The organism is Pseudomonas sp. IT-196MI5 (assembly GCF_949767415.1).
Lineage (GTDB): Bacteria > Pseudomonadota > Gammaproteobacteria > Pseudomonadales > Pseudomonadaceae > Aquipseudomonas.
Map to the genome: position 1 here is coordinate 176438 of NZ_CATKPZ010000001.1, position 25023 is coordinate 201460.

Below are 25023 nucleotides of genomic sequence, written 5' to 3' on the forward strand. Positions count from 1 at the left end.
CCACAGGTTTTGTGAACACCCGAGAACCCTGTGGGAGCGAGCTTGCTCGCGATTGGGCCAGTGTTCACACCGCAGATTTAGCGACAGACGGACTAGGCCGCATCACACTCAACCCATAATAAATAACCCCACCCAGCGCCGAGCCGGTGAACCAGCCATAGCTGTAGAACCAGCTGAAGGCATCGCTGCCCAGGGACAGCAGCGTCAACACCACCGGCACGCCGAAGGCCAGGAAACCGCACCAGTTCCACGCCGGATACACGTCATCGCGGTACAGGCCGGCAAGGTCGAGTTGCTGTTTCTTGATCAGGAAATAGTCCACCACCATGATCCCGGCGATCGGCCCCAGCAGGCTCGAATAACCCAGCAACCAGTTGGAGTAAACGGTTTCCAGACTGACGTCCGAGACAATCAGGCCGAGTTTTTTCAGCAGCTCATGGGCCATCAATGCCAGGCCGACAAACCCGGTGAGCAACACCGCTTTGGTGCGGTTGATGGCCTTGGGCGCGATGTTCTGGAAGTCATTGGTCGGCGACACGATGTTGGCTGCGGTATTGGTCGACAGCGTGGCGATGATGATCAGCGCCATCGCCAGTGCGACCCAGACCGGGCTCTGGATATGACCGATCAGGGTCACCGGATCGGACACCGTGACGCCCACCAGTTTCACCGAGGCGGCAGTCATCACCACGCCCAGGGAGGCAAACAGGAACATGGTCAGCGGCAAACCGATGATCTGCCCGACGATCTGGTCCTTCTGGCTTTTTGCGTAGCGACTGAAGTCCGGAATGTTCAGTGACAGCGTGGCCCAGAAGCCGACCATCGCCGTCAGCCCGGCGGCGAAGTAGCTGGCCACGCCGGCACCTTCGGGGCGCTTGGCCGGAATCGCCAGCAATTCGCTCATCGACACGTTGGGCATGGCCCAGACCAGCAGGCCGACGCCCACCAGCACCAGCAGCGGTGCCGACAGGGTTTCCAGCCATTTGATCGACTCGGCGCCGCGGATCACCACCCACAGGTTCAGCGCCCAGAACACCATGAAGCCGATGACCTCGCCGGTGCCGCCCAGGGATTTCCAGCCCTCGAACACCGAGCCGAGAAACAGGTGAATCGCCAGCCCGCCGAACATGGTCTGGATGCCGAACCAGCCACATGCCACCAGAGCGCGAATCAGGCACGGAATGTTGGAACCGAGCACGCCGAAGGACGAGCGCAGCAGCACCGGAAAGGGAATGCCGTACTTGGTGCCGGGAAAGGCGTTAAGCGTCAGGGGAATCAATACGATGATATTGGCGAACAGGATCGCCAGCAGCGCTTCGCCAACGGTCAGGCCGAAGTACGCGGTCAGCACCCCGCCGAGGGTGTAGGTCGGCACGCAGATCGCCATGCCCACCCACAGCGCGGTGATGTGCCATTTGTTCCAGGTGCGTTCGCGCACCTTGGTCGGTGCGATGTCGTGGTTATAACGGGGACTGTCGAGGACATCGCTGCCGGCTTCGAGCTCGAACAAGCCGTCGCGCTCGGTCACTTGCGATCTGATCTGTTGCATGGCCGCTCCACTGTTCTTTTGATTATTGTTGCTCATCAGGGGCTGACGGCATCAATAAGCGTGCCGAGTGCCCCGATCAAGCATCGGGCAGTTCCATAAACACATTGCAACCCACTGATGTTTATCAGTTTTATTCACTGTCTCGACTATTTGTCCTGTCACTCAGGCCGAATGCCAGGCAAGTTGTCGAAACCGTCAGGGCTCAATCTGGTGCGTCGATCTTTTTTTCAATGGCTGCGCATCAACCATAGACCATACTCAAACAGCTGATTTCACATAGGAAATCTTGACCATTTTTAGATCCTGTCAAGTGCGTCAAAATGGTGAGCGGCCTCACCATTTTGGTGATGGCCGTATTTTTTCGTTAATTATCAAATAGTTAATATCTGCATAAGCTTATAAAAAATATTCTTGCCGATTCGGATAAGTGCAGCTAGCGTTTAATCCTGACAGCGTTGACAGGATTAATTCTGTACGGGCTGTTTTGAATAAAACATCTAGAACCGGCATAAGCCGGTCATTGCCTGCGAGGAACTCGGAATGTCTCTGTTGATCCGTGGCGCCACCGTTATTACCCATGATGAAAGTTATCGCGCCGATGTGTACTGCGCAGACGGCGTGATCAAGGCCATCGGCGAAAACCTCGATGTTCCTGCCGAAGCCGAAGTGCTCGACGGCAGCGGCCAATACCTGATGCCCGGCGGCATCGACCCGCACACCCACATGCAGCTGCCGTTCATGGGCACCGTGGCCAGCGAAGACTTTTTCAGCGGCACGGCGGCGGGACTGGCCGGCGGCACCACCTCGATCATCGACTTCGTGATTCCCAATCCACAGCAATCCTTGCTCGAAGCCTTCCATCAGTGGCGCGGCTGGGCCGAGAAGTCGGCGTCGGACTACGGCTTTCACGTCGCCATTACCTGGTGGAGCGAGCAGGTCCGCGAGGAAATGGCCGAGCTGGTCAGCCAGCACGGCGTCAACAGCTTCAAGCACTTCATGGCCTACAAGAACGCGATCATGGCCGCCGATGACACCCTGGTGGCGAGTTTCGAACGCTGCCTGGAACTGGGCGCGGTGCCGACCGTTCACGCAGAAAACGGGGAGCTGGTGTATCACCTGCAACGCAAGCTGATGGCCCAGGGCATCACCGGGCCGGAAGCGCATCCGCTGTCGCGACCTTCGCAGGTGGAAGGCGAAGCGGCGAGCCGGGCGATCCGCATCGCCGAAACCCTGGGCACGCCGCTGTACCTGGTCCACGTCTCGACCAAGGAAGCCCTCGACGAAATCACCTACGCCCGGGGCAAGGGCCAGCCGGTGTACGGCGAAGTGCTGGCCGGGCACCTGCTGCTGGACGACAGTGTCTACCGCGATCCGGACTGGCAGACCGCCGCCGGTTATGTGATGAGCCCGCCGTTCCGTCCTCGCGGCCATCAAGAGGCGCTCTGGCATGGCCTGCAATCGGGCAACCTGCACACCACCGCCACCGACCACTGCTGCTTCTGCGCCGAACAAAAAGCCGCGGGCCGCGACGACTTCAGCAAGATCCCCAATGGCACCGCCGGCATCGAAGACCGCATGGCGGTGTTGTGGGATGAAGGCGTGAACAGCGGACGCTTTTCGATGCAGCAATTCGTCGCGCTGACCTCCACCAACACGGCGAAGATCTTCAACCTCTACCCACGCAAAGGCGCGATCCGCGTTGGTGCCGATGCTGACCTGGTGCTGTGGGACCCGCAGGGCACGCGGACCATTTCCGCCAAGACCCACCATCAGCAGGTGGACTTCAACATCTTCGAAGGCAAGACCGTGCGCGGCGTGCCCAGTCACACCATCAGCCAGGGCCGCGTGGTCTGGGCCGACGGCGACCTGCGGGCCGAGCGCGGGGCCGGACGCTACATCGAACGGCCGGCGTATCCGGCGGTGTTTGATTTGCTGAGCAAGCGGGCTGAGTTGCACAAGCCTGTTGCTGTGAAACGCTGAAATCGAGGCCTACGGCCTTCGCGAGCAGGCTCGCTCCCACAGGGATTTGTGAACACTGAAGATCCACTGTGGGAGCGAGCTTGCTCGCGATGAGGCCTGCACAGACAACACAAAAACAATGCCCATTCAGAGGCAAAACCTCAAATAACCGTGAGGCCAATACCGTGATCAAGACCCTGGACCACCTCCCGCATCCCCATGAGAATGCGGCCGCCCTCGCCGGCCATTTCACCGATCTGGCGCCGCCGCTCAACGAGCGTCAGGCGCACCTGGAAGCCTCGCGCTGCCTGTATTGCTACGACGCGCCCTGCGTGAATGCCTGTCCGAGCGAAATCGACATTCCCTCGTTCATCCGCAACATTGCGCAGGACAACGTGCAAGGCGCCGCGCAGAAAATCCTCTCGGCCAACATCCTCGGCGGCAGTTGCGCCCGGGTTTGCCCGACGGAAATTCTTTGCCAGCAAGCCTGCGTGCGCAACAACGCTCACGAATGCGCGCCGGTCATGATCGGCCTGTTGCAACGCTACGCCGTGGACAACGCCCACTTCAGCGCCCACCCGTTCCAGCGTGCTGCCAGCACCGGCAAACGCATTGCCGTGGTCGGTGCCGGTCCGGCCGGGTTGTCCTGCGCCCACCGCAGCGCCATGCACGGGCATGACGTGGTGATCTTCGAGGCGCAGGAAAAGGCTGGCGGCCTCAACGAATACGGGATCGCCAAATACAAACTGGTGGATGACTACGCACAAAAGGAGCTTGAGTTCCTGTTGCAGATTGGCGGGATCGAAATCCGCCACGGGCACAAGCTCGGGGACAACCTGACCCTCAGCGAACTGCATCAACAGTTCGATGCGGTGTTCCTTGGCCTCGGGCTCAACGCCAGCAAACAACTGGGCCTGGCCCACGAAGACGCGCCCGGCCTGCTCGCCGCCACCGACTACATCCGCGAACTGCGCCAGGCCGATGACCTGAGCCAACTGCCCCTGGCCGACCATTGCATCGTCCTCGGCGCAGGCAACACCGCCATCGACATGGCCGTGCAAATGGCCCGCCTCGGCGCCCACGATGTGAATCTGGTGTACCGCCGTGGCATCGAGGACATGGGCGCCACCCATCACGAACAGGAGATTGCCAAGGCCAATCAGGTGCGGCTGATGACCTGGGCACAACCGGAAGCAGTGCTGCTCGATGACCACGGCCGCGTGCGCGGCATGCGTTTCGCCCGCACCCATCTGGTGGAAGGTCGCCTGCAAACCACCGGTGAAACCTTCGAACTGGCCGCCGACGCAATCTTCAAAGCCATCGGCCAGGCCTTCGACGGTAGCGCCCTCGCCGATCCGCTGGCCCGTGAACTCAAGCGCCAGGGCGAACGCATTGAAGTCGATGAAAACCTGCGTACAAGCATCCCCGGCGTGTATGCCGGCGGCGACTGCACCCGCCTCGACCAGGACCTTACCGTGCAAGCGGTGCAACACGGCAAACGCGCCGCCGAGGCGATCAACGCTCAACTGATGCTCAATGTGGAGGCTGCGTAAATGGCCGATCTGTCGATTGTCTTTGCCGGCATCAAAGCACCCAACCCATTCTGGCTGGCCTCCGCGCCGCCGACCGACAAAGCCTACAACGTGGTCCGCGCCTTCGAGGCCGGCTGGGGTGGCGTGGTCTGGAAAACCCTGGGGGAAGACCCGGCGGCGGTGAACGTGTCGTCGCGCTATTCGGCGCACTTCGGGGCTAACCGGGAGGTACTGGGTTTCAACAACATCGAGCTGATCACCGACCGCTCGCTGGAGATCAACCTGCGGGAAATCACCCAGGTCAAAAAGGACTGGCCGGACCGTGCGCTGATCGTGTCGTTGATGGTGCCCTGCGTCGAAGAGTCCTGGAAAAACATCCTGCCGCTGGTGGAGGCCACCGGTGCCGACGGCATCGAACTGAACTTCGGTTGCCCCCATGGCATGCCGGAACGCGGCATGGGCGCAGCGGTCGGCCAGGTGCCGGAATACGTGGAACAGGTCACCCGCTGGTGCAAGACGTATTGCTCGCTGCCGGTGATCGTCAAGCTCACGCCGAACATCACCGACATCCGCGTCGCCGCCCGCGCCGCGCACCGTGGCGGTGCCGATGCGGTGTCGTTGATCAACACCATCAACTCGATCACCAGCGTCAACCTTGAACGCATGGTCGCCAACCCCATGGTCGGCAGCCAAAGCACCCATGGCGGTTATTGTGGTTCGGCCGTCAAGCCGATTGCCTTGAACATGGTCGCCGAAATCGCCCGCGACCCACAGACCCAGGGCCTGCCGATCAGCGGCATTGGCGGCATCGGCAATTGGCGCGACGCCGCGGAATTCATCGCACTGGGCAGTGGCTCGGTGCAGGTATGCACGGCGGCGATGCTGCATGGTTTCCGGATTGTCGAGGACATGAAGGACGGTTTGTCACGCTGGATGGACAGTCAAGGCTACGCCAGCATCGCGGAATTTTCCGGCCGCGCGGTGGGCAACACCACGGACTGGAAGTACCTGGACATCAACTACCAGGTGATCGCGAAAATCGATCAGGAAGCGTGCATTGGCTGTGGTCGTTGCCATATCGCGTGTGAAGACACATCGCACCAGGCCGTGGCCAGCCTCAAGCAAGCGGATGGCACTCACAAATACCAGGTGATCGATGAGGAGTGTGTGGGCTGCAACTTGTGCCAGATCACCTGCCCGGTGCAGGACTGTATCGAGATGGTGCCGGTGGAGAGTGGCAAACCGTTTCTGGACTGGAACCATGATCCGAGGAATCCGTATCATGTCAGCCCTTGAGGTTTTCAGCGTCTGAGATGACGCCATCGCGAGCAAGCTCGCTCCCACAGGGATCATTGGTGTACTCAGGTTTGATGTACGACACTAATCCACTGTGGGAGCGAGCTTGCTCGCGATGAGGCCAGCAGCCACACCACCCAACCTCAAGGCTCCAACCCGATCCCCCGCAATATCACACTGGTCACCGTCTGCACTGCTTTTTCAAATTGCATGTCCGACAGCGGCTGGTGGTCATTGAGAATATTCACCTGGTGGTCGAAGTCGGCATAGTGCTGGGTCGAGGCCCAGATCATGTACAGCAGGCTCGACGGCTCCACCGGCAGGATGCGTTTGTCGTCCACCCACTGGCGGATTTTCGCTTCCTTCATCTTGGCCCAGTCATACAGGCTCGCGTCCAGCGCTACGCCGAGGGTCGGCGCGCCATGGATGATTTCGTTGGCCCAGACTTTCGAACCGTAGGGCCGACTGCGGGAATGGTTCATCTTGGCGCGGATGTAGCTGCTGAGTACCACGCGCGGGTCATCGAACATCTCGAAGCACAGCGCGTCCTGCTTCCAGACTTCCAGCAAGTCGAACAGCACGGCGCTGTACAGTTCGGTCTTGGTGCTGAAGTAGTAGTGCAGGTTGGAACGCGGCAGTTGCACCTCGGCGGCGATGTCGGCCATGGCGGTGCTGCCGAAGCCCTTTTCAGCGAAGACCTTTTCCGCCCCCAGCAGGATTTTTTCGACGTTACTGCGACGAATCTCGATCTTGTGATTGCCCATAAGGGCTCCCTGACAACAGCGTTGAACAAGACTAGCACCCGCTCTAGCTCGCGGCGACAGGGTCAAACCAAACATTTCACTCCCCCGCCTCCCAGACAGGTCATCGTATAACTTCCGATTGACAACCCTGGTAAATCCCGCAAATATCGCCCCCAATGTTGTACGACGACGTATGACAACTATAAAAACAAGAAACAAGGGAGCGTCACAGTGAGCAAGCTCGTCCGCAATTCCTCCGCCCGTTCTTCGTGTCCAGATTTTACCCGCCGTCAAACCCTGAGTCTGATTGGCTGCAGCGGCCTGGCTCTCGTACTGCCCATCACCTGCCAGGCCGCAGATTTCACCGACGACGCCAAGGCCACGCTGAACCTGCGCAACGCCTACATCAATCGCAACTACACCAACCCGGCCTATCCCCAGGGCAAAGCTGAAGAATGGACGCAAAACTTCATTCTCGACGCCCGGTCCGGGTTCACCCAGGGCACCGTGGGTTTCGGTGTCGATGTACTGGGCCTGTACTCGCAGAAGCTCGATGGCGGCAAAGGCACCGGTGGCACGCAGCTGTTGCCGATCCACGACGACGGCCGCCCCGCCGACAATTTCGGTCGGCTCGGCGTGGCGCTCAAAGGCAAGATTTCGAAAACCGAATTGAAAGTCGGCGAATGGATGCCAGTGCTGCCGATCCTGCGTTCCGACGATGGCCGCTCACTGCCGCAGACCTTCCAGGGCGCGCAAGTGACCTCCACCGAAATCAGTGGCCTGACGCTGTATGGCGGTCAATTCCAGCAAAACAGCCCGCGTAACGACGCGAGCATGGAAGACATGTTCATGAACGGCAAAGCGGCGTTTACCTCGGACCGTTTCAATTTCGGCGGCGGTGAATATGCGTTCAATGACAAGCGCACGCAGGTCGGCGTCTGGTACTCGGAACTCAGTGACATCTACCAGCAGCAATATTTCAACCTGACCCACAGCCAACCCCTCGGCGACTGGACCCTGGGCGCCAACCTCGGCTACTTCATCGGCAAGGAAGACGGCAGTGCCAAGGCCGGCGACCTCGACAACAAGACCGCGTTCGCCCTGCTCTCGGCCAAACATGGCGGCAACACCTTCTACGTCGGCCTGCAAAAACTCACCGGCGACGACGTCTGGATGCGGGTCAACGGCACCAGCGGCGGCACCCTGGCCAACGACAGCTACAACTCCAGCTACGACAACGCCAGGGAGAAATCCTGGCAAGTACGCCACGACTACAACTTCGTCGCCCTCGGCATTCCCGGCCTGACCCTGATGAATCGCTACATCAGTGGCGACAATGTGCACACCGGGAAAATTACCGACGGTGAGGAATGGGGGCGCGAATCTGAGTTGGCCTACACCGTGCAGAGCGGTGCGCTGAAAAACCTCAACGTGAAATGGCGTAACGCAACTATTCGCAAAAGCTTCAGCACCAACGAATTCGATGAGAACCGGATTTTCATCAGCTATCCGATCAGCCTGCTGTAAACACAGAACCACTGTGGGAGCGAGCTTGCTCGCGATGAGGCCCTGACATTCAACATCTGCATTGACTGTTACACCGCCATCGCGAGCAAGCTCGCTCCCACAGGGAAGGCATTCCAAATCTGAAGGCTTACTTCAGCAGGCATGAAACGACCCTCCGTCAATTTCCACCAATGTCGCGTTGACAAGCAGCGGAAACCATAACGATACTTCGCCTTAGTCGTACGACAACCTACAACAAATCTATAACAACAACTGCTTGCCCAGGATTCCCATGACGACCACTGCAACCGCCCGCACCCCCTTCAACCGCCTGCTGCTGACCGGCGCCGCCGGTGGCCTCGGGAAAGTCCTGCGCGAAAGCCTGCGCCCCTACGCCAATGTGATTCGTCTGTCGGACATCGCCGACATTGCGCCAGCCATCGATGACCGCGAAGAAGTCGTGCCGTGTGACCTCGCCGACAAGCAGGCGGTGCATCGACTGGTCGAAGGCGTGGACGCGATCCTGCACTTCGGCGGCGTGTCGACCGAGCGCTCGTTCGAAGAGATCCTCGGCGCCAACATCTGCGGCGTGTTCCACATCTACGAAGCTGCGCGCCGCCACGGCGTGAAGCGGGTGATCTTCGCCAGCTCCAACCATGTGATCGGTTTCTACAAGCAGGACGAAGTGATCGACGCCCACTCCCCTCGCCGCCCGGACAGCTACTACGGCCTGTCCAAGTCCTACGGTGAAGACATGGCCACGTTCTACTTCGACCGCTATGGCATCGAGACCGTCAGTGTGCGCATCGGCTCATCGTTCCCGGAGCCGCACAACCGCCGGATGATGAGCACCTGGCTGAGCTTCGGCGACCTGACCCGACTGCTCGAGCGCGCCTTGTACGCCCCGAACGTCGGCCACACCGTGGTCTACGGCATGTCCGACAACAAGGACATCTGGTGGGACAACCGCTATGCCACGGCCCTGGGTTTTGCCCCGCAGGACAGCTCCGAAGTGTTCCGCGAAAAAGTCGAAGCCCAACCGATGCCCGCCGCCGACGACCCGACGCGGCTCTATCAGGGCGGCGCCTTCTGCGCAGCCGGCCCGTTCGGTGACTGAGCCTTCGCGTCCCGCTTGATCCCCACGACAAAAACCAAGGGAATGAGTTGCCATGCAAGCCGAATTGATTGTCGACGCCCGCAACGCGGTCGGTGAAAGCCCGGTCTGGGTGCCTGAGGAAAACGCGCTGTATTGGGTGGATATTCCCGCCGGCGGTTTACAGCGCTGGAGTGCCGATTCCGGCCTGGTGGATGCCTGGAAAACCCCGGAGATGCTCGCTTGCATTGCACGTCATCGCGATGGCGGCTGGGTCGCCGGCATGCAGAGCGGGTTCTTCCGCCTGCATCCGCACAACGACGGCAGCCTCGACAGTGAACAGTTGGCCCATGTCGACCATGCCCGCACCGACATGCGCTTGAACGACGGCCGCTGCGATCGTCAGGGACGTTTCTGGGCCGGCAGCATGGTGCTGGACATGGGCGCCAACGCCGCCGACGGTGCCTTGTATCGCTACAGCACCGGGCAGCGAGGGCCGCTCGAGGCCCGACTGAGCGGGTTCATCGTGCCCAACGGCTTGGGCTTCAGCCCGGACGGGTGCACGATGTACCTGTCCGATTCCCATCCGCAGGTCCAGCAGATCTGGGCTTTCGACTACGACATCGAAACCGGTACGCCTTCGAATCGCCGTGTGTTCGTCGACATGAACCCGCACGAAGGTCGCCCCGATGGCGCCGCGGTCGATGCCGATGGCTGCTACTGGATTTGCGCCAATGACGCAGGCTTGATCCACCGTTTCACCCCCGACGGCCGACTCGACCGCTCCCTCGCCATACCGGTGAAAAAACCCACCATGTGCGCCTTCGGTGGCCCTCGACTGGACACGCTGTTCGTGACCTCGATCCGCCCCGGCGACGACCATGACCCGCAATCACTGGCCGGTGGCGTGTTCGCCCTCGACCCCGGCGTCAAAGGTCTACCCGAACCCCGTTTCAACGACTGAGCAACCTCGACAGAAAAGCGCTCCTGCTGCATCGCTGTGCCTTGAATATAAAAACAACAAAACTGGAGACACCCCCCCATGGACTTCAAACGCACCTTGCTCGCCGCTGCACTTCCATTAGCCTTCTCCCTTAGCAGTGCCGCCCACGCACTGGAAATCAAATTCGCCGACATCCACCCCGCCGGTTACCCGACCGTGGTGGCTGAAGAGCAACTGGGCAAAACCCTGGTGGCCGACAGCAACGGCGCGCTGACCTTCAAGATGTTCGCCGGCGGTGTGCTCGGCTCGGAAAAGGAAGTGGTCGAACAGGCCCAGGTCGGCGCCGTGCAGATGGCCAGGGTCAGCCTCGGTATCGTCGGGCCGGTGGTGCCGGACGTGAACGTGTTCAACATGCCCTTCGTGTTCCGCGACCAGGCGCACATGCGCAAGGTCATCGACGGGGCGGTCGGCGACGAAATTCTCGACAAGATCACCCACTCCGATTTCAACCTGGTCGCCCTGGCCTGGATGGACGGCGGCACGCGCAACCTCTACACCAAGAAACCGGTGCGCAGCATTGAAGACCTCAAGGGCATGAAGATCCGCGTGCAAGGCAACCCGATGTTCATCGAAACCATCAACGCCATGGGCGGCAACGGCATCGCGATGGATACCGGCGAAATCTTCAGCGCCCTGCAGACCGGCGTGATCGACGGCGCGGAAAACAACCCGCCGACCCTGCTCGAACACAACCACTACCAGAACGCCAAATACTACAGCCTGACCGGCCACCTGATCCTGCCCGAACCGATCGTGATGTCGAAAATCACCTGGAACAAACTCACCCCCGAGCAGCAAGCCCTGGTGAAGAAAACCGCCAAGGCGGCCCAGGCCCAGGAACGTACCCTGTGGGATGCGAAATCGGCCAGCAGCGAAGAAAAACTCAAGGCTGCCGGCGTCGAGTTCATCACCGTCGACAAGAAACCTTTCTACGAGGCAACCGCCTCGATCCGCGAGAAATACGGCGCACCCTACGCCGACCTGATCAAGCGTATCGAAGCCGTTCAGTAACCCTCCCTGCATTCAAGAAAGGCCCGGCGCCGCTGACGTTGGTGTACGTCAGTGCGCGCCCGGTTACGGTGGAACCCGATGAAGAATCTGCTGCTGCGTATCAACGACAGGATTTACATGACCTGCATCTGGGTGGCTGGCCTGTCGGTCCTGGCCATTTCCCTGATGATCCCCTGGGGCGTTTTTGCCCGTTACGTGCTCGGCACCGGCTCCAGTTGGCCGGAGCCCACCGCCATTCTGCTGATGATGGTGTTCACCTTCATCGGTGCCGCCGCCAGCTACCGCTCCGGTTCGCACATGGCGGTGGCGATGCTCACCGACCGCCTGCCGCCGCACCTGCGCAAGGCCGCGGCCATTGTGGCGCAACTGCTGATGGCGACCATCTGCCTGTTCATGGCCATCTGGGGCAGCAAGCTGTGCCTGTCGACCTGGAACCAGTTCATGAGCGCCCTGCCGACCTTGCGCGTAGGTATCACCTACATGCCGATTCCGATTGGCGGCGCGCTGACGCTGGTGTTTGTCCTGGAAAAACTCTTGCTCGGTGACCAGAGCAACCGTCGGGTCGTGCGTTTCGACCTCGTTGAAGAAAACGAAGGGGCTGCCTGAATGGACGCTTTTATTCTGTTGGGCAGTTTTATCGCGTTGATCCTGATCGGCATGCCGGTCGCCTACGCCCTGGGGTTTGCCGCACTGATCGGTGCCTGGTGGATCGACATCCCGTTCCAGGCGCTGATGATTCAGGTGGCCGGGGGCGTGAACAAATTCTCGCTGCTGGCGATTCCATTCTTCGTACTGGCCGGCGCGATCATGGCCGAGGGCGGCATGTCCCGGCGCCTGGTGGCGTTCGCCGGGGTGCTGGTGGGCTTCGTGCGCGGCGGGTTGTCGCTGGTCAACATCATGGCCTCGACTTTCTTTGGTGCGATCTCCGGTTCCTCGGTAGCGGACACCGCCTCGGTCGGTTCGGTGCTGATTCCGGAAATGGAACGTCGAGGCTATCCCCGGGAATTCGCCACGGCGGTGACCGTCAGCGGCTCGGTGCAAGCGCTGCTGACACCGCCCAGCCACAACTCGGTGCTCTACTCCCTGGCCGCCGGCGGCACGGTGTCGATCGCCTCGCTGTTCATGGCCGGCGTAGTGCCGGGCCTGTTGATGAGCGCGTGCCTGATGGTGCTGTGCCTGATCTTCGCGAAAAAGCGTGACTACCCGAAAGGCGAAGTCATCCCGATGCGCGAAGCGCTGAAGATCTGCGGCGAAGCGCTGTGGGGCCTGATGGCCATGGTGATCATCCTCGGCGGCATCCTGTCGGGCATTTTCACCGCCACCGAGTCGGCGGCGATTGCGGTGCTGTGGTCGTTCTTCGTGACCATGTTCATCTACCGCGACTACAAGTGGAGCGAGCTGCCGAAACTGATGCACCGCACGGTGCGCACGATCTCGATCGTGATGATCCTGATCGGCTTCGCCGCCAGCTTCGGCTACATCATGACCCTGATGCAGATTCCGGCGAAGATCACCACGCTGTTCCTGACCCTGTCGGACAACCGCTACGTGATCCTGATGTGCATCAACGTCATGCTGCTGTTGCTCGGTACGGTCATGGACATGGCGCCGCTGATCCTGATCCTCACGCCGATCCTGATGCCGGTGATCCTCGGCATAGGCGTGGACCCGGTGCAGTTCGGCATGATCATGCTGGTGAACCTGGGCATTGGTTTGATTACACCGCCGGTGGGTGCGGTACTCTTTGTGGGGTCGGCCGTGGGTAAAGTCAGCATTGAATCCACCGTCAAAGCCCTGCTGCCGTTCTACGGCGTGCTGTTCCTGGTGCTGTTGGCCGTGACCTACATTCCGGCGCTGTCGCTGTGGTTGCCGCATCTGGTGCTGTAACGCTTTTCAGTAGGAGCCGGCTTGCCGGCGAAGGCGTGTTCAAGGCCGCATTCGCTGGCAAGCCAGCTCCTACAAAAGGCAATCCGTATTCATTCATCTCGCAGGTCAATATGACGCCAACACGCCTCGAACTCGAAGACGAATTCACCCGCCTCACCCTCGCCCCGCAACTGGGCGGCAGTATCGTCAACTGGGCCGTGCGCAGCACTGGCCAGCCGTTGTTGCGCCACGCCGATGCCCATGCACTCAACAGCGGTTTGCCGGGCAAGCTCGGTTGCTTCCCTTTGGTGCCCTGGTCCAACCGCATTGCCGAAGGCGGTTTCGACTGCCCCAATGGCTGGCTGGCCCTGCACCCCAATAGCCTCACCGACCCCCTGCCGATTCACGGCAGTGCCTGGCAGCAGCCGTGGCGGGTGGTTTCTTCAACCGCGAATGAAGTGGTCCTGCAACTCGACAGCACAACCCCCTTCGCTTATCGCGCCCGGCAACGTTTCCATTTGAGCGCGGGCAAGCTGAGCATCGAACTGCATGTCACGCACCTGGCTGAACACGCTGCGTGGCATGGTCTGGGACTGCATCCGTACCTGCCGCGCACCGCAAACACCCAACTGCAGGCACCGGCCCGGAACGTGTGGTTGTGCGACGGGGCAAAACTGCCGACAGAATTCAGCGCATTGCCGGTCGAGTGGGATTTTCAGCAACTCAAGGCATTGCCCGAAGCGCTGGTGGACAACGGTTTCTGTGAATGGGACGGTCACTGCCTGATCCGCCAGCCCGACCTCGGTTATGAACTCGACTGCCAGGCCACCGGCAGCGATTACTACCTGCTCTACTGCCCCGTGGGCCTGGGGTTTTTCTGCATCGAGCCGGTGAGCCACCCGGTCAATGCGCATCACCTGCCCGGTCGGCCAGGTTTGGTTTTGCTGGAACAGGGTCAATCCACCGAACTGGGTTTCACGCTGCAGTACCGGCCGTTTCAGGCAGAGCCCCCCAACAGTTGACTCAACACCGCGCGCAACTTGCCGGGCTTCACCGGTTTGTTCAGCAAGGGCGCGTTGAGCCGCTGCAACGCACGCCGACAATGGTCGGTGCGGTCGGCGGTAATGATCACCGCGGGAATGTTCTGGTGAAAATGCTCGCGCAAATGTCGCACCACATCACAGCCGACCACCCCGTGGTCGAGATGATAGTCCGCAAGAATCAGTTCCGGCGCCTGCCCCCGTAGCACCGCCAGCGCAGCCGCTTCATCGGTGGCGACCAGAACGTCGCAGCCCCACTGCCCGAGCAATGCGCCCATGCTGTCGAGAATGCTCACTTCGTTGTCGATCACCAGTAAACGGCGGCCCGGCAGCGGGTTGCCGGTGCCCGGCTGTGGCACCGCCTGGCTCACGGGCAACGGAACCTCGTCGGAGATCGGCACCTCGATGCTGAACATCGAACCGCGCCCCGGCAACGAGTACACGCCGATTTTATAGCCAAGGATCTTGGCGATGCGCTCGACGATCGCCAGCCCCAGGCCCACGCCCTTGCGGTCGGCGGCGCGGCCGACGTCCAGCTGGTTGAACTCGAGGAAGATCGAATCGAGCCGGTCGGCGGCAATGCCACGCCCGGTGTCCCAGACCTCCAGGCGCAACATCTCGCCCCGACGCCTTGCCCCCAGCAGGATGCTGCCTTCGTCGGTGTAGCGGCAGGCATTGCTGAGGAAATTGCGCAGGATCCGCGTCATCAGGCGCAAGTCGGTGCTGATGGCGTAATCGGCCATGCGCACCCGCAGGTTCAAGCCGGCCGCCTGGGCGACGGACTGAAACTCCGACACCAGCGGCCCGAGCAATTCGTCGAGGCGGTACGAGGCGATGTCCGGCTTGACCGCGGCCTGATCGAGCCGGGAAATGTCGAGCAGATCCGTCAACAGGTCTTCAGCCCCTTCCAGGGCCTGGTGAGTGCGTTCCACCAGCACCTGTTCGGCTTGCGGCAATTGGCGTTCGCGCAAGGTCGAAATCAGCAACCGCGCGGCGTTCAGCGGTTGCAGCAGGTCGTGGCTGGCGGCGGCGAGGTATTTGTCCTTGCTGTGATTGGCCGCCTCGGCGGCATCGCGGGCGACGCGCAAGGCCTGGGCGATCTGTTTACGCTGGGTGATCTGCTGCTGAAGATTACGGTTGGCCTCGAGCAATTCATTGGTGCGCGCGACGACGCGCAGCTCCAGTTCGTCATTGAGTTGCTGCAGGCGTTGCTGGGCCAGTTTGCGCTCGGTGATATCGGAAACGAACCCTTCCACCAGCCCTTCCTGGCCGGGCTTGAGCAGCAGGTTCATCAACACATCGAGGTGGCTGCCATCCTTGCGCCGCAAGCGGGTTTCATAGCCGTGCAGGCTGCGCTGGTGCCTGAGGATTTCGCCGATGTTTTCCAGCTCCTGCGCGCCGTCGACGAACAGGGTGCTGGCCAGGTCGGTCAGGGAGAACAGCACCTCCTGCGGGTCCTGGTAGCCGAGCATGCGTGCCAGCGCCGGGTTGGCGGCACGCATGCCATCGTGCAGGCTGACCTGGAAGATCCCGTGCACCGCGTTCTCGAACAGCCACTTGTAGCGGTTACGCTCGGCTTCCAGATCATCCAGGCGCGCGGCCAGTTCCGGGTAATGACTCTTGCGCGCCGAATGGCTGCCCAGCCCCAGCAGCCCGGCCAGGGCCCGTTGTTGTTCGTCAGAGGGCTTCGCCATAGACGACCTCGACATCACGCTGGCTGGACTCGCGCGGGTTGGTCAGGATGCACGGATCGTGCATCGCATGTTGCGACAGGAACGGAATGTCCGAGGTCCGCACGCCATGCAAACCGAGGGTTTCGTGAAAGCCGATGGCGTGCTTGAGGGCGATCAGGTGTTCGACCAGACGCCCGCAGATCTGCCGGTGATTCAGGCCCCGGCAGTCGATGCCGAAGGTCTCGGCGATCACTTTGAAGCGCTCCGGCGCCGAGTTGTAATTGAAGGCCACCACGTGCTCGACCAGCACCGCGTTGCACAGCCCATGGGGCAGATCGAGAAAACCGCCGAGGCTGTGGGACATGGCATGCACGGCACCGAGGATGGCGTTGGAAAACGCCAACCCGGCCTGCATGCTGCCGAGCATGATCTTCTCGCGCAGGGCGATGTCGCTCGGGTTGGCGATCATTTGCACCAGGTTGCCATTGATCAGGCGCATCGCCTCCAGCGCGTGGGGGTCGGTCAGCGGCCCGTGGCCGGTGGACACGAAGGCTTCGATGGCATGCACCAACGCGTCGATGCCGGTACAGGCCGACAGGAACGGGTCCATGCTCAGGGTGGTTTCCGGGTCGATCAGCGAAACGTCCGGCACCACCGCCTTGCTGACGATGGAGAACTTCATGCGTTCCTGCTGGTTGGAAATGATCACGAATTGCGAGACGTCGGCCGAGGTGCCAGCGGTGGTCGGAATCAGGATCAGCGGCGGGCTGGGCACGCGGATGGTGTCCACGCCCTCGAAATCGAGAATGCTGCGGCCATGGGCGACGACGATGCCGATGCCTTTGCCGCAGTCCATCGGGCTGCCGCCACCGACGGCGACGATCACGTCGCAGTGGTTTTCCCGGTACATCTCGGCACCGAGCATCACCTCTTCGACCCGCGGGTTCGGTGAAACGTCGGTGTACAGGCAGTATTCGATGCCCAGCGCCTGCAGGCTGGCTTCGACATCGGCAACCCAACCGGCGGCAATCACGCCGGGATCGCTGACCACCAGGACCTTGCGCGCGCCAAAGGTCTTGGCGTAATTGCCGACACTGTGCCGGCTACCGGCACCGAAGATGATTTCAGGCGAAACGAATTTACGCAGCTGATTGAGACTCTGGCTCATTGGAAAGCCTGTTTTTATTGTTTTGGAAGGTAGAAACCACACTAAACCATCCAGCTGCGAATGCAATCAGACCAATGGGTAGCACGGCTGGGGTGTACTCGCACTCGAATTCACCGTAGCCCCTGTGGGAGCGAGCCTGCTCGCGAAAGCGGTTGAACATTCAACATGTCTGTGACTGACACTCCGTCATCGCGAGCAGGCTCGCTCCCACAGGGGATTTGTGTGGCCCGACTTATCCGCGATAGATCAGCTGAGAGGCTTTCGCATTGCGCAAGGTCAGGTGCTCCATTCCCAACCCCGGCGCCTCCGCTTCCTCGCGAGCCTTGAGGATCACGCCGTGATGGGGCGACTTGCTGCACACCGGGTCGGCATTGGCGGCATCACCCGTCAGCATGAAAGCCTGGCAGCGGCACCCTCCCAGGTCCTTGTGCTTTTCGTCGCAGGAGCGGCACGGCTCCTTCATCCAGTCATCGCCGCGAAAACGATTGAAGCCGAACGAGTCGTTCCAGATGTGCGAGAGGCTGTGCTCGCGCACATTGGGAAACTGCACCGGTAACTGCCGGGCGCTGTGGCAAGGCAGCGCCGTGCCGTCGGGGGTGATGTCGAGAAACAGGTTGGCCCAGCCGTTCATGCAGGTCTTGGGACGCTCTTCGTAGTAGTCCGGGGTGACGAAGATCAGCTTGCACGGGTGACCCTGGGCTTCGAGACGCTGGCGATATTCGTTGGTGATGCGTTCGGCACGCTGCAATTGCTCGCGGGTGGGCAACAGCCCGACGCGGTTGAGTTCGGCCCAGCCATAGAACTGGCAGGTGGCCAATTCGACGAAATCCGCTTCCAGCTCCAGGCACAGCTCGATGATCTGCGCGATCCGGTCGATGTTGTGCCGATGGGTGACGAAGTTCAGCACCATCGGATAGCCCTGGGCTTTCACGGCCCTGGCCATGGCCAGTTTCTGGGCAAAGGCCTTGCGCGACCCCGCGAGCATGTTGTTCACCGCCTCGTCGGCGGCCTGGAAGCTGATCTGGATATGGTCCAGCCCGGCCACCTTGAAATCGCGCACCTTCTGTTCGGTCAGGCCGATGCCGGAGGTAATCAGGTTGGTGTAGTAGCCCATGTCCCGGGCGGCCTTGATCAACTCGGCGAGGTCCTGACGAACCAGTGGCTCGCCACCGGAAAAGCCCAATTGCGCGGCGCCCATGTCCCGCGCTTCGCGGAATACGCGAATCCATTCTTGCGTGCTCAGTTCCTCGCCGTGCCGGGCAAAATCCAGCGGGTTGGAGCAATACGGGCATTGCAGCGGACAGCGGTAGGTCAGCTCGGCGAGCAGCCACAACGGCGGTCCGGGCTGCGTCTCACTCGATCCAGAACTGTGCATGGGCCACCTCCAGAAACGCCAGCACGTCTTCATCGATCCCCGGTACCCCGGGGAAATTCGCACTCAATCGCTCAATGATCGCCGCCACGCTGCGCTGGCCATCCACCAGGTCGAGAATCTGTCCGGCACTGGCGTTGAGCTTGATCATGCCTTCGGGGTACAGCAGCACATGGCAGTCCTGACGGGGTTCCCATTGCAGGCGAAAGCCGCGGCGCAAGGCCGGTGACTGCTGGCGATCGATCAGGCTCACAGGACGATCCCCCGGTGCCAGACGTTGTCGTCGGTGACTGTGTGATACGGCGGGCGCGCAAGCTCGTAGGCCATGCTCATGGCATCGAGCATGCTCCACAGCACGTCGAGCTTGAATTGCAGAATCTGCAGCATGCGTTGTTGCCCCTCGGCCGTCACGTAGTGCGCCAGGGTGATGCGCAAGCCATGCTCGACATCGCGCCGCGCCTGGCTCAGGCGCGTGCGGAAGTAGTCGTAGCCGGCGACGTCGATCCACGGGTAATGAGTGGGCCAGGCATCGAGTCGCGATTGATGGATCTGTGGCGCAAAGAGTTCGGTCAGCGAACTGCTGGCCGCTTCCTGCCAGCAGGCGCGACGGGCGAAATTGACGTAGGCGTCCACCGCGAAACGCACTCCGGGCAACACCAATTCCTGGGAGAGGATCTGCTCGCGATCCAGCCCCACCGCTTCACCCAGGCGCAGCCAGGCTTCGATACCGCCCTCGCTGCCGGGGACGCCGTCGTGGTCGAGAATCCGTTGCAGCCATTCCCGGCGCACGTCGCGGTCCGGGCAGTTGGCAAGAATCGCGGCGTCCTTCAGGGGGATGTTGATCTGATAGTAGAAGCGATTGGCGACCCAGCCCTGAATCTGCTCGCGGCTGGCGCGGCCGGCGTACATGGCTTGGTGGAAAGGATGGTGGATGTGGTAGTAGGCGCCCTTGGCGCGCAGGGCGGCTTCGAATTCTGTGGGGGACATGGGGGTGTCAGTCATTTTGTTCTCCGGGAATTTTTGCGGTGCCTGCGCTGGCCTCATCGCGAGCAAGCTCGCTCCCACAGGTTTTGTGTACACCGCAGAACCCTGTGGGAGCGAGCTTGCTCGCGATGGGGCCAGCGGCTACAACTCAATACTCATGCCGTCATAAGCCACTTCAATACCCCGCCGTTCCAGCAGCGCCCGCTCGGCCGAGTCTTCATCGAGGATCGGATTGGTGTTGTTGATATGGATCAGCACCTTGCGCTGGCGAGGGAAGGCTTCCAGCACTTCAAGCATCCCGCCGGGGCCGCTTTGCGGGAGGTGCCCCATTTCGCTGCCCAGGCTCTGGCCGACTTCGCAGATACGCATCTCGTCGTCGCGCCACAGGGTGCCGTCCAGCAGCAGGCAATCGGCACGCTGCATCCAGCCCAGCACTTCATCGTCGATTCGGCCAAGGCCCGGGGCATAGAACAGCGAGGCGCCGTTGCGCAGGTCTTCAATGAACAGGCCAATGGTGTCGCCCGGTTGCGGGTTGCCGCGATTGGGCGAATACGGCGGCGCGTTGCTCACCAGGGGAATCGCGCGAAATTGCAAATGCTCGCAGGCCGGGATGCTGAACGGCTGGCGATCGAGGCCGACCGGTTGCCAGAGCAACCCGCCGTTCCAGTGTTCAAGCATGTTGAACAACGGGAAACCACTGCTCAGGTCCTGGTGCACGCGCTCGGTGCACCACACCGCATGCGGACAGCCTTCGCGCAGGCTGAGCAAACCGGTGCAATGGTCGATCTGGCTGTCCAGCAGCACGATGCCGGCGATGGCGCTGTCACGCAGGCGCCGCGCCGGTTGCATGGGCGCAAAACTCTCGAGTTGCGCGCGAATGTCCGGTGAAGCATTGCACAGCACCCACTCCACGCCGTCGTCGCTCAGGGCAATCGACGACTGCGTACGGCGCTGTGCCCGCAGGCTGCCATGGCGCACACCGGCGCACTGGCGGCAATTGCAGTTCCACTGCGGGAAACCACCGCCAGCGGCGGAACCGAGAACGCGGATGTGCATGGCAGATGCTCCAGAAGGCAGGCCCGGCCAACACAGCGGCTGGCCGGGTGATCAATCAACGGTTGGCGAAATACATCGTCACTTCGAAGCCAATGCGCAGATCGGTAAACGCGGGTTTAGTCCACATGGGTCATTCCTCTTCTTGTGCCGGGTGATTCCGGTAGAGCCATTAATGCACGGGGCATCGAGTGCCCGAATGCTACTTTCGAAGGAGCTTTGGGGGTGATTTGGTAGGGGGTGTTGCGCAGTTTTCCAGAATCCCACATACCCATGTGGGAGCGAGCTTGCTCGCGATGGCGGTCAGACAGTCAACATTAATGTTGAATGTGCTGGCGTCATCGCGAGCAAGCTCGCTCCCACAGGTTTTTCAGTGTTCTTGCGAAGTTAGAAGAACCCCAGCGGATTGATGTCGTAGCTCACCAGCAGGTTCTTGGTCTGCTGATAGTGATCGAGCATCATCTTGTGGTTTTCCCGGCCGACGCCGGACTTCTTGTAGCCACCGAACGCGGCGTGTGCCGGGTACAGGTGGTAACAGTTGGTCCACACGCGCCCGGCCTTGATCGCCCGGCCCATGCGGTAGGCGCGGTTGATGTCGCGGGTCCAGAGGCCGGCGCCGAGGCCGAACTCGCTGTCGTTGGCGATGGCCAGGGCTTCGGCTTCGTCCTTGAAGGTGGTGACACCCACCACCGGGCCGAAGATTTCTTCCTGGAACACACGCATCTTGTTGTGGCCCTTGAGCAGGGTCGGCTGGATGTAGTAACCGCTGGACAGGTCGCCCTCCAGGCGTTCCGCCGCACCGCCGGTGAGCAGCTCGGCGCCCTCTTCCTGGGCAATGGTCAGGTACGAGAGGATCTTGTCGTATTGCTGCTCGGACGCCTGGGCGCCGACCATGGTCTCGGTGTCCAGCGGGTTGCCGCGCTTGATCTTGACGATCTTCTTCATCACCTCGGCCATGAACGGCTCGTAGATCGACTCCTGCACCAGCGCCCGGGACGGACAGGTGCAGACTTCGCCCTGGTTGAAGAACGCCAGCACCAGGCCTTCGGCGGCTTTTTCGATGAACGCCGGCTCCGCGTTCATGATGTCTTCGAAGAAGATGTTCGGCGACTTGCCGCCCAGTTCGACGGTGCTCGGGATGATGTTCTCGGCGGCGCAATGCATGATGTGCGCGCCCACCGGGGTCGAGCCGGTGAAGGCGATCTTGGCGATGCGCTTGCTGGTGGCCAGGGCCTCGCCGGCTTCGCGACCGAAACCCTGGACGATGTTCAGCACGCCCGCCGGCAGCAGGTCGGCGATCAGCTCGGCGAAGACCATGATCGACAGTGGCGTTTGCTCGGCGGGCTTGAGCACGATGCAGTTGCCGGCAGCCAGGGCCGGGGCGAGTTTCCAGGCGGCCATCAGCAGCGGGAAGTTCCACGGGATGATCTGCCCGACCACGCCCAGGGGCTCATGGAAGTGATAGGCCGTGGTCAGCTCGTTGATCTCGGCAGCCCCGCCTTCCTGGGCGCGGATGCAGCCGGCGAAGTAACGGAAGTGGTCGGCCGCCAGCGGCACGTCGGCGTTCAGGGTTTCGCGCACGGCCTTGCCGTTGTCCCAGGTTTCGGTGACGGCGAGCACCTCAAGGTTCTGCTCGATGCGGTCGGCGATTTTCAGCAGTACCAGGGAGCGGTCCTGGGCCGAGGTCTTGCCCCAGGCATCGGCAGCGGCATGGGCGGCGTCGAGGGCCTTGTCGATGTCGGCGGCGCTGGAGCGCGGGAACTCGGCGATCACTTCACCGTTGACCGGCGAGGTGTTGGTGAAGTACTCGCCATTGATCGGGGCGACGAACTCGCCGCCGATGAAGTTGCCGTAGCGCGGCTTGAAGGTAATGACGGCGCCTGGGGTTCCGGGTTGTGCGTAGATCATGGTGGGCCTCTGTCTGGGTCGATGCCTGTCGTACTGACAGGCGATGAGCCGATACTAGAGAGCCCCGCGTGCCAGACGAATGCATCGTTGGCAGGAGGGGCTCTCGTTATTTGGTCGTAGATTTCACACAGATCACTGTAGGAGCGAGCTTGCTCGCGATGGTCGTCAACGATGACGCTGGGCACCTGACACCCCTCGGTGTTCTCAGGTTCATCGCGAGCAAGCTCGCTCCTACAGGGGTTATGCGGTGGATTTGGGATCAGTGCTTGGCCACGAGATCCTTGGGCAGTTTGAAGGTCCAGAGCATGCCGCCCTGGTTGAAGTCCTTGATCCGCTTGGCCACTTCGCCGCCCCACAGCGGCACCGCACCGCCCCAGCCGGAGAGCACCGAGACGTACTGTTCGCCGTCCATTTCCCAGGTGATGGGCGAGCCGAGCACGCCGGAGCCGGTCTGGAATTCCCAGACCTTCTCGCCGGTCTTCGCGTTGAACGCCTGCAGGAACCCTTCCGGCGTGCCGGTGAACACCAGGTTGCCCTTGGTGGTCAGCACCCCGCCCCACAGCGGCGCGTAGTTCTTGTGGCGCCAGACTTCCTTGCCGGTTTTCGGGTCGATGGCCCGCAGTACGCCGATGTAGTCTTCGTTCAACGGCTTGATGGTGAAACCGGCACCGAGGAACGCTGCGCCTTTCTTGTAGGCGATGCCTTCGTTCCAGATGTCCATGCCCCACTCGTTGGAAGGCACATAGAACAGCCCGGTGTCTTGGTTGTACGCCATCGGCATCCAGTTTTTCGCGCCGAGGAACGCCGGTGCCACGAACACCGAACTGCCCTTGACTTCCGAGCCCGGGGCGCCGGGACGGCTGGCCTCGTTGTAGATCGGCCGGCCGTTCTTATCCAGGCCGGTGGCCCAGGTGATCTTGTCCACGAACGGGAAGCCACGGATGAATTTGCCGTTGGTGCGGTCCAGCACATAGAAGAAACCGTTGCGGTCGGCCGTGGCGGCGGCCTTGATCTCCTTGCCGCCTTCGCTGTAGTTGAACGACACCAGCTCGTTCACGCCGTCGTAGTCCCAACCGTCGTGGGGTGTGCTCTGGAAGTGCCACTTGATGGTGCCGTCGTCCGGGTTGAGCGCCAGACGCGATGAGGAGTAGAGGTTATCGCCGGGGCGCAGGTGCGAGTTCCACGGCGCCGGGTTACCGGTACCGAACAGCAGCAGGTTGGTTTCCGGGTCGTAATAGCCCCCAAGCCAAGGGGCCGCGCCGCCAGTCTTCCACAAATCGCCTGGCCAGGTCTTGCCCGCCTCGCCGCCGGAGATGCCGTTCTCCACCGCTTTGCCGTCCTTGTAGACGTAGCCCATATGGCCTTCGACCGTCGGCCGGGTCCACAACAGGTCACCGTTTTTCGGATCGTAGGCCTCGATCTTGCCCACCACGCCGAACTCGCCACCGGCCACGCCGGTAATCAGCTTGCCGTTGATCACCAGCGGCGCAGCACTGATCGAGTAGCCTTCCTTGTGGTCGGCGACTTTCTTGCTCCACACCACCTTGCCGGTGTCCTTGTTCAGCGCCACGAGCTTGGCGTCGAGGGTGCCGAAGATCACCAGGTCGCCATACAGCGCGACGCCACGGTTGATCACGTCGCAGCAAGGGCGGATGTCATCGGGCAGGCGCGCGTCGTATTGCCAGAGTTTCTTGCCGGTGCGCGCATCCACGGCGAAAACCCGGGAGTAGGAACCGGTCATGTACATCACGCCGTCCTTGACCATCGGCTGCGCTTGCTGGCCACGCTGTTTTTCACCGCCGAAAGAAAACGCCCAGGCCGGTCGCAGCTCCTTGACGTTGTCGACGTTGAGAATATCCAGCGGGCTGTAGCGCTGACCCTGAACGCCGAGGCCGTTGGTCACGACCTGTTCCGGGTTCTTCGGATCCTGGAGAATGTCCTGGTCGGAAACCCCGGCCAATGCCTGGCCGGACAACAGCATGGCACTGAGCAGCAGGCTCAAGACGAAGGGCTGGCGACGTACGGGTTGGGTCATGACGGCTTCCTCTGCGGATTTTTTGTTATGTCCGGAAAATTTTCCCGGTCTGGTGCAGATTCTTGAGCGCCGCCGCCCTGGCAACAATTGCCCGCAATGAGGAGATTGCTAGTTCCTTGGTACAGGGTGGGTGAGAAAACACAGGATTGTGAATCACCCCCAATCCTGTGGGAGCGAGCTTGCTCGCGATGGCGGCAGGTCAGGCAACAATGATGCTGGATGTGCCGGCCTC

Annotated in this window: 21 protein-coding genes; 10 read left to right on the plus strand and 11 right to left on the minus strand. The window is 61.4% G+C overall.

What is annotated here, in order from left to right; all coding sequences use genetic code 11:
- Positions 1–64 precede the first annotated feature (64 nt).
- Positions 65–1549 carry an NCS1 family nucleobase:cation symporter-1 gene (locus ACM6IK_RS00695; protein WP_414872705.1) on the minus strand — a complete coding sequence of 495 codons (1485 nt, stop codon included), beginning with the start codon at positions 1547–1549 and terminating at the stop codon, positions 65–67.
- A gap of 540 nt (positions 1550–2089) precedes the next feature.
- Between ACM6IK_RS00695 and hydA the strand changes: the two genes are divergently transcribed.
- The 3 genes from hydA to preA all read left to right on the plus strand — a co-directional run bounded on the left by hydA (position 2090) and on the right by preA (position 6336).
- Positions 2090–3529, plus strand: coding sequence for a dihydropyrimidinase (gene hydA / locus ACM6IK_RS00700; protein ID WP_414872706.1), 1440 nt, complete (start codon positions 2090–2092; stop codon positions 3527–3529).
- Between the two features lie 164 nt (positions 3530–3693).
- Entirely contained in the window at positions 3694–5061 is a 1368-nt protein-coding gene (locus ACM6IK_RS00705; RefSeq protein ID WP_414872707.1) for an NAD(P)-dependent oxidoreductase, read from the plus strand.
- A complete protein-coding gene (gene preA, locus ACM6IK_RS00710; RefSeq protein WP_414872708.1) occupies positions 5062–6336 on the plus strand; it encodes an NAD-dependent dihydropyrimidine dehydrogenase subunit PreA in 1275 nt (424 codons plus the stop codon).
- Positions 6337–6479: 143 nt separating this feature from the next.
- On the opposite strand, the gene ACM6IK_RS00715 is transcribed toward preA, so the two are convergent.
- The gene (locus ACM6IK_RS00715; protein WP_414872709.1) at positions 6480–7100 is read right to left on the minus strand and encodes a TetR/AcrR family transcriptional regulator; all 621 of its coding nucleotides are present in this window, start codon (positions 7098–7100) and stop codon (positions 6480–6482) included.
- A gap of 210 nt (positions 7101–7310) precedes the next feature.
- Between ACM6IK_RS00715 and ACM6IK_RS00720 the strand changes: the two genes are divergently transcribed.
- The 7 genes from ACM6IK_RS00720 to ACM6IK_RS00750 all read left to right on the plus strand — a co-directional run bounded on the left by ACM6IK_RS00720 (position 7311) and on the right by ACM6IK_RS00750 (position 14580).
- Entirely contained in the window at positions 7311–8606 is a 1296-nt protein-coding gene (locus tag ACM6IK_RS00720; protein WP_414872710.1) for an OprD family porin, read from the plus strand.
- Between the two features lie 271 nt (positions 8607–8877).
- Positions 8878–9702: an NAD-dependent epimerase/dehydratase family protein gene (locus tag ACM6IK_RS00725; protein ID WP_414872711.1), complete on the plus strand. Its 825-nt coding sequence runs from the start codon at positions 8878–8880 to the stop codon at positions 9700–9702.
- 52 nt (positions 9703–9754) lie between these two features.
- Complete coding sequence (locus tag ACM6IK_RS00730; protein ID WP_414872712.1) at positions 9755–10642, plus strand: SMP-30/gluconolactonase/LRE family protein; 888 nt, start codon at positions 9755–9757, stop codon at positions 10640–10642.
- 78 nt (positions 10643–10720) lie between these two features.
- On the plus strand, positions 10721–11692 hold the full coding sequence (locus tag ACM6IK_RS00735) for a TRAP transporter substrate-binding protein (RefSeq protein ID WP_414872713.1): 972 nt from the start codon (positions 10721–10723) through the stop codon (positions 11690–11692).
- 78 nt (positions 11693–11770) lie between these two features.
- Positions 11771–12298, plus strand: a complete 528-nt coding sequence (locus ACM6IK_RS00740; protein WP_414872714.1) for a TRAP transporter small permease — start codon at positions 11771–11773, stop codon at positions 12296–12298.
- Complete coding sequence (locus ACM6IK_RS00745) at positions 12299–13579, plus strand: TRAP transporter large permease (RefSeq protein ID WP_046037280.1); 1281 nt, start codon at positions 12299–12301, stop codon at positions 13577–13579.
- 110 nt (positions 13580–13689) lie between these two features.
- The gene (locus ACM6IK_RS00750; protein ID WP_414872715.1) at positions 13690–14580 is read left to right on the plus strand and encodes an aldose 1-epimerase; all 891 of its coding nucleotides are present in this window, start codon (positions 13690–13692) and stop codon (positions 14578–14580) included.
- On the opposite strand, the gene ACM6IK_RS00755 is transcribed toward ACM6IK_RS00750, so the two are convergent.
- From ACM6IK_RS00755 to ACM6IK_RS00795, 9 genes are all read right to left on the minus strand, one after another.
- Positions 14556–16292: a NahK/ErcS family hybrid sensor histidine kinase/response regulator gene (locus ACM6IK_RS00755; protein WP_414872716.1), complete on the minus strand. Its 1737-nt coding sequence runs from the start codon at positions 16290–16292 to the stop codon at positions 14556–14558. The two genes, ACM6IK_RS00750 and ACM6IK_RS00755, sit on opposite strands and share 25 nt — an antisense overlap.
- Complete coding sequence (gene ercA / locus ACM6IK_RS00760; RefSeq protein ID WP_414872717.1) at positions 16276–17439, minus strand: alcohol dehydrogenase-like regulatory protein ErcA; 1164 nt, start codon at positions 17437–17439, stop codon at positions 16276–16278. The genes ACM6IK_RS00755 and ercA overlap by 17 nt, the downstream gene beginning before the upstream one ends.
- Positions 17440–17671: 232 nt before the next feature.
- On the minus strand, positions 17672–18814 hold the full coding sequence (pqqE, locus tag ACM6IK_RS00765) for a pyrroloquinoline quinone biosynthesis protein PqqE (protein WP_414872718.1): 1143 nt from the start codon (positions 18812–18814) through the stop codon (positions 17672–17674).
- Positions 18792–19064, minus strand: a complete 273-nt coding sequence (pqqD, locus tag ACM6IK_RS00770; RefSeq protein WP_007972043.1) for a pyrroloquinoline quinone biosynthesis peptide chaperone PqqD — start codon at positions 19062–19064, stop codon at positions 18792–18794. The genes pqqE and pqqD overlap by 23 nt, the downstream gene beginning before the upstream one ends.
- Positions 19061–19813 (minus strand): pyrroloquinoline-quinone synthase PqqC, encoded by a 753-nt coding sequence (gene pqqC, locus ACM6IK_RS00775; protein WP_414872719.1) that lies wholly within the window; start codon positions 19811–19813, stop codon positions 19061–19063. The genes pqqD and pqqC overlap by 4 nt, the downstream gene beginning before the upstream one ends.
- 123 nt (positions 19814–19936) lie before the next feature.
- Complete coding sequence (pqqB, locus tag ACM6IK_RS00780) at positions 19937–20851, minus strand: pyrroloquinoline quinone biosynthesis protein PqqB (RefSeq protein ID WP_414872720.1); 915 nt, start codon at positions 20849–20851, stop codon at positions 19937–19939.
- A 55-nt stretch (positions 20852–20906) separates the two neighbouring features.
- Positions 20907–20978, minus strand: coding sequence for a pyrroloquinoline quinone precursor peptide PqqA (pqqA, locus tag ACM6IK_RS00785; RefSeq protein WP_003253598.1), 72 nt, complete (start codon positions 20976–20978; stop codon positions 20907–20909).
- 257 nt (positions 20979–21235) lie between these two features.
- The gene (locus ACM6IK_RS00790; RefSeq protein WP_057715193.1) at positions 21236–22756 is read right to left on the minus strand and encodes an aldehyde dehydrogenase family protein; all 1521 of its coding nucleotides are present in this window, start codon (positions 22754–22756) and stop codon (positions 21236–21238) included.
- Between the two features lie 259 nt (positions 22757–23015).
- On the minus strand, positions 23016–24791 hold the full coding sequence (locus ACM6IK_RS00795; RefSeq protein WP_414872721.1) for a PQQ-dependent methanol/ethanol family dehydrogenase: 1776 nt from the start codon (positions 24789–24791) through the stop codon (positions 23016–23018).
- Between the last annotated feature and the right edge of the window lie 232 nt (positions 24792–25023).

Excerpts from the sequence above, each read along its gene's own strand:
- ACM6IK_RS00695 (WP_414872705.1), bottom strand. The coding sequence starts at position 1,549 with ATGCAACAGATCAGATCGCAAGTGACCGAGCGCGACGGCTTGTTCGAG.
- hydA (WP_414872706.1), top strand. The coding sequence starts at position 2,090 with ATGTCTCTGTTGATCCGTGGCGCCACCGTTATTACCCATGATGAAAGT.
- preA (WP_414872708.1), top strand. The coding sequence starts at position 5,062 with ATGGCCGATCTGTCGATTGTCTTTGCCGGCATCAAAGCACCCAACCCA.
- ACM6IK_RS00715 (WP_414872709.1), bottom strand. The coding sequence starts at position 7,100 with ATGGGCAATCACAAGATCGAGATTCGTCGCAGTAACGTCGAAAAAATC.
- ACM6IK_RS00725 (WP_414872711.1), top strand. The coding sequence starts at position 8,878 with ATGACGACCACTGCAACCGCCCGCACCCCCTTCAACCGCCTGCTGCTG.
- ACM6IK_RS00730 (WP_414872712.1), top strand. The coding sequence starts at position 9,755 with ATGCAAGCCGAATTGATTGTCGACGCCCGCAACGCGGTCGGTGAAAGC.
- ACM6IK_RS00735 (WP_414872713.1), top strand. The coding sequence starts at position 10,721 with ATGGACTTCAAACGCACCTTGCTCGCCGCTGCACTTCCATTAGCCTTC.
- ACM6IK_RS00740 (WP_414872714.1), top strand. The coding sequence starts at position 11,771 with ATGAAGAATCTGCTGCTGCGTATCAACGACAGGATTTACATGACCTGC.
- ACM6IK_RS00745 (WP_046037280.1), top strand. The coding sequence starts at position 12,299 with ATGGACGCTTTTATTCTGTTGGGCAGTTTTATCGCGTTGATCCTGATC.
- ACM6IK_RS00750 (WP_414872715.1), top strand. The coding sequence starts at position 13,690 with ATGACGCCAACACGCCTCGAACTCGAAGACGAATTCACCCGCCTCACC.
- ACM6IK_RS00755 (WP_414872716.1), bottom strand. The coding sequence starts at position 16,292 with ATGGCGAAGCCCTCTGACGAACAACAACGGGCCCTGGCCGGGCTGCTG.
- ercA (WP_414872717.1), bottom strand. The coding sequence starts at position 17,439 with ATGAGCCAGAGTCTCAATCAGCTGCGTAAATTCGTTTCGCCTGAAATC.
- pqqE (WP_414872718.1), bottom strand. The coding sequence starts at position 18,814 with ATGCACAGTTCTGGATCGAGTGAGACGCAGCCCGGACCGCCGTTGTGG.
- pqqC (WP_414872719.1), bottom strand. The coding sequence starts at position 19,813 with ATGACTGACACCCCCATGTCCCCCACAGAATTCGAAGCCGCCCTGCGC.
- pqqB (WP_414872720.1), bottom strand. The coding sequence starts at position 20,851 with ATGCACATCCGCGTTCTCGGTTCCGCCGCTGGCGGTGGTTTCCCGCAG.
- ACM6IK_RS00790 (WP_057715193.1), bottom strand. The coding sequence starts at position 22,756 with ATGATCTACGCACAACCCGGAACCCCAGGCGCCGTCATTACCTTCAAG.
- ACM6IK_RS00795 (WP_414872721.1), bottom strand. The coding sequence starts at position 24,791 with ATGACCCAACCCGTACGTCGCCAGCCCTTCGTCTTGAGCCTGCTGCTC.